Here is a 6,811-nt window from a genome sequence, read left to right as displayed (position 1 = left end):
GACAAGACTCGTGGTATGGATATCATCTTCGTAACTACAGCTAAGACAGATGAAGAGGCTAGAGAATTACTTCGTTTATTCAATATGCCTTTCGCTAAGGAAGCATAGGAGGAAAGTTATGGCAAAGAAGTCAATGAAAGTTAAGCAGCAGCGCAAACCAAAGTTCTCTACACAAGAGTACAGCCGTTGCAAAATCTGCGGTCGTCCACATGCATACCTTAGAAAGTATGGTATTTGTAGAGTATGTTTCCGTGAGTTAGCTTACAAGGGTCAGATCCCAGGCGTTAAGAAAGCTTCATGGTAAGATAACGAGCACAGATTGATAATTAGGAGGAAATTGCATCATGAATATGAGTGATCCAATAGCAGATATGCTTACAAGAATCCGTAATGCAAATACTGCAAAACATGATACAGTAGATATTCCTGCATCAAAGATGAAGCTTGCAATTGCAGACATTCTTGTAGATGAAGGATTTATCACAAAGTACGACATCGTTGATAATGGTAACTTCAAGGATATCCGTGTTACATTAAAGTACGGTGCAAATAAGAACGAGAAGATTATTTCTGGTATTAAGAGAATTTCTAAGCCAGGTCTTCGTATTTATGCAGGAAAGGATGATATCCCATACGTTTTAGGTGGTCTTGGTATCGCTATCCTTTCTACAAACAAGGGCATCATCACAGATAAGGAAGCTCGTAAGCTTCAGGTTGGTGGCGAAGTTCTTGCATACGTTTGGTAATCATTTCCAAACAATTTGTTACTAATTTACCTAAAAGTATAACCCGACTACAGAAGTCGGACATACAGCAAATTTAAGGAGGTACGGGCATGTCACGTATAGGAAGAATGCCAATCGCAGTTCCAGCTGGTGTTACAGTTGAGATTGCAGAAAATAATCATGTGACTGTAAAAGGTCCTAAGGGTACTCTTGAGAGAACACTTCCATCAGAGATGGATATTAAGCTTGAGGGTGCAGAAGTTGTTGTTACTAGACCTAATGATTTAAAGAAAATGAAGTCTTTACATGGTCTTACAAGAACACTTATCAACAACATGGTTGTTGGTGTTACAACAGGCTATGAGAAGACTCTTGAGGTTAACGGTGTAGGTTACAGAGCATCTAAGGCTGGTAAGAAGCTTACTCTTAACCTTGGTTACTCACACCCAGTTGAGATGGAAGATCCAGAGGGTATTGAGTCAACTGTTGACGGAAATAAAATTATCATCAAGGGTATCGACAAGGAAAAGGTTGGTCAGTACGCTGCCAACATCAGAGATAAGAGAAGACCTGAGCCATACAAGGGTAAGGGTATTAAGTACGCTGATGAAGTTATTAGACGTAAAGTCGGTAAGACCGGTAAGAAATAGTAAAGGAGTGAATGTAAAATGGTAAGTAAGAAATCTAGACAAGTAGTTCGCCAGACAAAGCATAGAAGACTTCGTAACACTCTAGCCGGTACTGCAGAAAGACCTCGTTTAGCAGTGTTCAGAAGCAACAATCACATGTATGTTCAGGTTATTGATGATACATGCGGAAATACACTCGTTTCAGCATCTACTCTTGACGCAGACGTTAAGGCAGATCTTGCAAAGACAAATAACGTAGAAGCTGCTTCAAAGCTTGGTACAGTTATTGCTAAGAAGGCACAGGAAAAGGGAATCAAGGAAGTCGTATTCGACAGAGGTGGTTACATTTATGCCGGCAAGGTTGCAGCATTAGCAGAAGCAGCTAGAGAAGCTGGATTAGAATTCTAGGAGGAGAACACATGAAACGTGAAATCATTGACGCTAGCCAGTTAGAGTTAACTGAGCAGGTTGTAGAAATTAAGCGTGTAACAAAGGTTGTTAAGGGTGGACGTAACATGCGTTTCACAGCTCTTGTTGTAGTAGGCGATAAGAACGGACACGTTGGCGCTGGACTTGGCAAGGCAGCTGAAATTCCTGAAGCTATCCGCAAGGGTAAGGAAGATGCTATGAAGAAGCTTATCACAGTTAAGCTTGATGACAACCACAGTATTACACACGACATCCAGGGTAAGCACACAGGTGCTTCTGTACTTCTTAAGAAGGCTCCAGAAGGTACTGGTATCATCGCAGGTGGTCCAGCACGTGCCGTATGTGAGCTTGCAGGTATCGGAAACATCCGTACAAAGTCACTTGGATCATCAAATAAGCAGAACGTTGTTCTTGCTACTATCGAAGGACTTAAGCTTCTTAAGTCACCTGAAGAAGTAGCTAAGGCTCGTGGCAAGAAGGTTGAAGACATTCTTGCTTAAGGAGGAAAGGTAAATGGCAGAGAAGAAGTTAAGAGTAACACTCGTAAAGTCTACAATCGGTGCTGTTCCAAAGAACAAGAAGACTGTAGAAGCACTTGGCCTTAGAAAGGTCAACAAGACTGTTGAGCTTCCTGACAACGACAGCGTTCGAGGAATGCTTAGAATGGTCAATCACTTAGTAAAAGTTGAAGAAATTTAATAGAAGGAGGTGCCATAATGGATTTATCTAACTTACAGCCAGCAGAAGGCTCAAAGCATAGCGATAATTTCAGAAGAGGCCGTGGTCACGGTTCAGGAAATGGCAAGACTGCTGGTAAGGGTCATAAGGGACAGAAGGCTCGTTCTGGCGGAAGCATTAGACTTGGATTCGAAGGTGGACAGATGCCTTTATACAGACGTCTTCCTAAGCGTGGTTTCAAGAATAGAAATACAAAGGAAATCGTTGGTATCAATGTTTCTTATTTAGAGAGATTTGATAATGGTGCTACTGTAACTGTTGATACTCTCATCGAGAGTGGTATCATCAAGAATCCTCGCGATGGCGTTAAGATCCTTGGCGGCGGAGAGCTTACAAAGAAGCTCAACGTTCAGGCTAACGCATTTAGTGCTAGCGCAAAGGAGAAGATTGAGGCCTTAGGCGGAACAGTAGAGGTGATCTAATGTTTCAGACACTTCGAGATGCTTTCAGAATTAAAGATTTAAGAAGACGTATAGGTTTCACATTTTTAATGTTAGTTATCGTCCGACTTGGAAGTTTACTTCCAACTCCGGGCGTTAACGGAAGCCTTATTAGTAGCTATTTTGAAAATAATAGCAATACAGGATTGAACTTTTTCGATTCAATCACTGGTGGTTCTTTCTCATCAATGTCAGTATTTGCATTGAACATCACACCATACATTACAGCTTCTATTATCATGCAGCTTCTTACTATAGCTTTTCCAAAGCTTGAGGAGATGCAGCGTGATGGTGAGGCAGGCAGAAAGAAGATGACACAGATTACTCGTTATCTTACTATTGCCTTGGCATTGGGTGAATCAATTGCTATGGCTATTGGATTTGGAAAGAGTGGATATTTATTGCAGTACAGTCCACTGTATGTAATCTTAGTTGTAGCATCTCTTACAGCTGGTTCGGCAGTACTTATGTGGATCGGTGAGAGAATCACTGAAAAGGGTATCGGAAATGGTATTTCTATTGTTCTTACAATAAATATCATTAGCCGTATTCCAGCTGATTTACAGCAGCTTTATACACAGTACATGGAAGGTAGAACTATTCCAAAGGCTGTTTTAGCTGGCGTAATCATTGCAGCTATTATTGTAGCGCTTGTTGTCTTTGTAGTTATTCTACAGAGTGCTGAGAGACGTATTCCTGTACAGTATTCAAACAAGATACAGGGACGTAGACAGGTTGGCGGTAATTCATCTGTTATTCCTATGAAGGTTAATACTGCAGGTGTTATCCCAGTAATCTTCGCACAGTCTCTTCTCCAAACACCAATTATGCTTGTTCAGATTCTTGGCAAGAATAATGTTTCTGGTGTATGGGCAAAGATATTAGGTGCTATGAATCAGCAGAATTGGTTTGATACAACAAATTGGGTTAATTCAATCGGTGCGGTTGTATATATTCTTTTAATCATTGGATTTGCATATTTCTATACAGAGATTACATTTAATCCTCTTGAAATTGCAGAGAATTTAAAACGCTCTGGTGGATTTATTCCTGGTATTAGACCTGGAAAACCAACATCTGATTATCTTACAGCTATTCTTAAGCATGTAATTTTTATCGGAGCAATTGGCCTTTCAATAGTTGCAATACTTCCAATCATCTTTAATGGTTTACTTGGAGCTAGTGTTTCATTTGGTGGAACATCAATCATCATTATTGTTGGTGTAATCATCGAAACATTAAAGCAGGTTGAATCTCAGATGATGGTTCGTAATTATAAAGGATTTTTAAATGACTAAAAGTCATTAATGCATCTAAGGAGATACGTGGTTTTCCGCGTATCTCTTAAGGTGTTTATTAGAGAATATTTATTACTATCTTTGCAGGGAGGTTTATTAAATATGAAGATTATTATGTTAGGTGCACCTGGTGCAGGCAAAGGAACACAGGCAAAGCAGATTGCTGCTAAGTATTCGATTCCTCACATTTCTACAGGTGATATATTCCGAGCTAACATTAAAAACGGTACAGATCTTGGCAAGAAGGCAAAGGAATACATGGATCAAGGTTTGCTTGTTCCAGATGAACTTACATGTGATCTTGTAATGGACCGTATTGCACAGGATGATGCTAAAAATGGATTTGTATTAGATGGTTTCCCAAGAACAATTCCACAGGCTGAGGCACTTGATGCTGCTCTCACTAAAATTGGTGAGTCTATGGATTATGCTATTGACGTTGATGTTCCAGATGAGAACATTATCAATAGAATGTCTGGTCGTAGAGCATGTCTTAACTGTGGTGCAACATATCACATTGTTTCTATTCCACCTAAAAAAGAAGGTGTTTGTGATTCATGTGGTAGCCAGCTTGTCTTAAGAGATGATGATAAACCAGAGACAGTTAAGAAGAGACTTGATGTATATCATGATCAGACACAGCCACTTATTGATTATTACAATGGTAAGGGTATTCTTAAGTCTGTTGATGGCACACAGCCAATGGAAAAAGTTTTTGAGGATATCACAGCTATTTTAGGAGCTTAAGATGTCAGAAGCTATAACTATTAAAACTGAAGAAGAAATTCAATTGATGCGCGAAGCTGGAAAGATATTAGCGCAAGTACATGAAACTCTTGCAAAAGAGCTTCATGAGGGAATGTCTACATTAGATGTAGATAGACTCGGTGAAGAAGTAATCAGAAGCTATGGTTGCGAGCCTAACTTTAAAGGATTATACGGATATCCAGCAAGTGTTTGCGTATCTGTAAATGATGAAGTAGTTCATGGTATTCCAACTGCTGATAGAATCCTTGTTAATGGAGATATCGTAAGTTTAGATACTGGAGTTCTTTATAAAGGATATCATTCAGATGCTGCTCGTACTGTTGGTGTTGGAGAGATTTCTGAAGAGGCTAGATTGCTTATAGAAAGAACAAGACAGTCATTTTTCCAGGGAATGAAATTTGCAACAGCAGGAAATCATTTATATGATATATCCGGCGCGATTGGTGATTATGCTGAGAGCTTTGGCTATGGTGTAGTTAGAGATTTGGTTGGACATGGCATAGGTAAGTCTTTACATGAGGCTCCTGAGATTCCTAATTTCAGAAGAAAATTTAGGAAGGGTCCTAAATTAGTAAAAGGAATGACGTTGGCAGTAGAGCCAATGATTAATGCAGGAAGCTTTGATGTGGCTTGGATGGATGATGATTGGACAGTGGTTACTATGGATGAGTCGCTTTCAGCACACTATGAGAATACTATAGTTATTACAGATGGTGAGCCTGAAATTCTGACACTGACACCTACTGAACTTGCTAATCCGGAGGGAAATAAATGGATTTAATGCTTGCAACATCAAAAGCTGGGCATGATAAAAAACAAGTTTATGTTGTTGTTTCACAAGATAATGATTTTTGCTATCTAGCAAATGGAACAACTAAAACCTGTTCAAAACCTAAAAAAAAGAAAAAAATTCATTTACAGCTAATAAAAAATATACCGTCAGATGTTCTTAAAGAAATAGAGGGATTAAGCACATCAGATGATATTTCAATCAAAAGAATTCTTAAAGTTTATAATAGGAGGAACAAAGATGTCTAAGGCAGATGTAATTGAAGTAGAAGGCGTGGTTGTAGAAAAACTTCCAAACGCAATGTTTAAGGTAGAGCTTGAGAATGGTCATCAGATTCTTGCTCATATAAGTGGAAAGCTTAGACAAAATTACATTAGAATTTTACCAGGTGATAAGGTAACAATTGAGATGAGTCCATATGATCTTTCTAAGGGAAGAATTATTTGGAGAGATAAATAATAAAAATGTTATTGACATACTAGCAAACGGCCGCTATACTATTAAGCGGACGTTTTTAGGAATGTTCAAATAAAGTTGACCACAACCCTTGAAAAAAGGGGCATGGAAAGGAGGAAAATCGTGAAAGTAAGATCTTCTGTAAAGCCTATGTGCGAGAAGTGCAAGGTCATCAAAAGAAAGGGTAGCATTCGTATTATTTGCGAGAACCCAAAGCATAAGCAGCGTCAGGGTTAATTCTGATTAGTTTATGTAGCATTTTATTATGTGCGGCTGCAGTCTAAAGAGTATCTAATTTAGACTGTTCATAATAAATAGGCCTATCATACCGAGGCCAAATTGGACAAGATATGGAAATGCACACATTTCAGGCCGATTATTCGGAGCTGTATTATCTATATCGCTTATTAATTGTAGAAATTTTATGGAGGTGTAAACACACATGGCTCGTATTGCAGGTGTAGATTTACCAAGAGACAAGAGAATTGAAATTGGTTTAACTTACATTTACGGAATTGGTAGAGTAAGCTCAAACAAG

13 protein-coding genes and 2 pseudogenes are annotated in these 6,811 nt (G+C 39.0%); all 15 read left to right on the top strand.

The features are described 5' to 3' along the window. Positions 1 to 108: pseudogene (gene rplE / locus E7276_RS11480) on the top strand (50S ribosomal protein L5); the annotation flags it as partial. 10 nt (positions 109 to 118) lie between these two features. After that, positions 119 to 304 carry a type Z 30S ribosomal protein S14 gene (locus tag E7276_RS11475; protein ID WP_294217696.1) on the top strand — a complete coding sequence of 62 codons (186 nt, stop codon included), beginning with the start codon at positions 119 to 121 and terminating at the stop codon, positions 302 to 304. A 40-nt stretch (positions 305 to 344) separates the two neighbouring features. After that, on the top strand, positions 345 to 746 hold the full coding sequence (gene rpsH, locus E7276_RS11470; protein WP_015548347.1) for a 30S ribosomal protein S8: 402 nt from the start codon (positions 345 to 347) through the stop codon (positions 744 to 746). Positions 747 to 835: 89 nt separating this feature from the next. Beyond that, the gene (gene rplF / locus E7276_RS11465) at positions 836 to 1,375 is read left to right on the top strand and encodes a 50S ribosomal protein L6 (RefSeq protein ID WP_033153082.1); all 540 of its coding nucleotides are present in this window, start codon (positions 836 to 838) and stop codon (positions 1,373 to 1,375) included. A gap of 18 nt (positions 1,376 to 1,393) precedes the next feature. Beyond that, on the top strand, positions 1,394 to 1,762 hold the full coding sequence (gene rplR / locus E7276_RS11460; protein WP_294217694.1) for a 50S ribosomal protein L18: 369 nt from the start codon (positions 1,394 to 1,396) through the stop codon (positions 1,760 to 1,762). An 11-nt stretch (positions 1,763 to 1,773) separates the two neighbouring features. Next, the gene (gene rpsE / locus E7276_RS11455; RefSeq protein WP_015548344.1) at positions 1,774 to 2,283 is read left to right on the top strand and encodes a 30S ribosomal protein S5; all 510 of its coding nucleotides are present in this window, start codon (positions 1,774 to 1,776) and stop codon (positions 2,281 to 2,283) included. Positions 2,284 to 2,296: 13 nt separating this feature from the next. Next, positions 2,297 to 2,482 (top strand): 50S ribosomal protein L30, encoded by a 186-nt coding sequence (rpmD, locus tag E7276_RS11450; protein ID WP_015548343.1) that lies wholly within the window; start codon positions 2,297 to 2,299, stop codon positions 2,480 to 2,482. Positions 2,483 to 2,499: 17 nt separating this feature from the next. Beyond that, complete coding sequence (gene rplO, locus E7276_RS11445; RefSeq protein ID WP_015548342.1) at positions 2,500 to 2,943, top strand: 50S ribosomal protein L15; 444 nt, start codon at positions 2,500 to 2,502, stop codon at positions 2,941 to 2,943. Then, positions 2,943 to 4,259, top strand: coding sequence for a preprotein translocase subunit SecY (gene secY / locus E7276_RS11440; RefSeq protein WP_294217691.1), 1,317 nt, complete (start codon positions 2,943 to 2,945; stop codon positions 4,257 to 4,259). Before rplO ends, secY begins: the two co-directional genes overlap by 1 nt. 102 nt (positions 4,260 to 4,361) lie before the next feature. Then, positions 4,362 to 5,006 (top strand): adenylate kinase, encoded by a 645-nt coding sequence (locus E7276_RS11435; protein WP_294217690.1) that lies wholly within the window; start codon positions 4,362 to 4,364, stop codon positions 5,004 to 5,006. Position 5,007: 1 nt separating this feature from the next. Then, positions 5,008 to 5,808 carry a type I methionyl aminopeptidase gene (gene map, locus E7276_RS11430; protein ID WP_294217688.1) on the top strand — a complete coding sequence of 267 codons (801 nt, stop codon included), beginning with the start codon at positions 5,008 to 5,010 and terminating at the stop codon, positions 5,806 to 5,808. Beyond that, entirely contained in the window at positions 5,799 to 6,065 is a 267-nt protein-coding gene (locus tag E7276_RS11425; RefSeq protein WP_294217687.1) for an RNA-binding protein, read from the top strand. Before map ends, E7276_RS11425 begins: the two co-directional genes overlap by 10 nt. Continuing rightward, positions 6,058 to 6,276 (top strand): translation initiation factor IF-1, encoded by a 219-nt coding sequence (gene infA, locus E7276_RS11420; protein WP_015548337.1) that lies wholly within the window; start codon positions 6,058 to 6,060, stop codon positions 6,274 to 6,276. The genes E7276_RS11425 and infA overlap by 8 nt, the downstream gene beginning before the upstream one ends. Before the next feature lie 120 nt (positions 6,277 to 6,396). Then, complete coding sequence (rpmJ, locus tag E7276_RS11415) at positions 6,397 to 6,510, top strand: 50S ribosomal protein L36 (protein WP_004604068.1); 114 nt, start codon at positions 6,397 to 6,399, stop codon at positions 6,508 to 6,510. Between the two features lie 205 nt (positions 6,511 to 6,715). Further along, positions 6,716 to 6,811, top strand: a pseudogene (locus E7276_RS11410) (30S ribosomal protein S13); the annotation flags it as partial.

Source organism: Pseudobutyrivibrio sp. (assembly GCF_015057185.1).
Classification (GTDB): Bacteria; Bacillota; Clostridia; order Lachnospirales; family Lachnospiraceae; genus Pseudobutyrivibrio.
The sequence above is the reverse complement of the archived record's forward strand: the minus strand, read 5'-3'. Positions and strand labels throughout refer to the sequence as shown.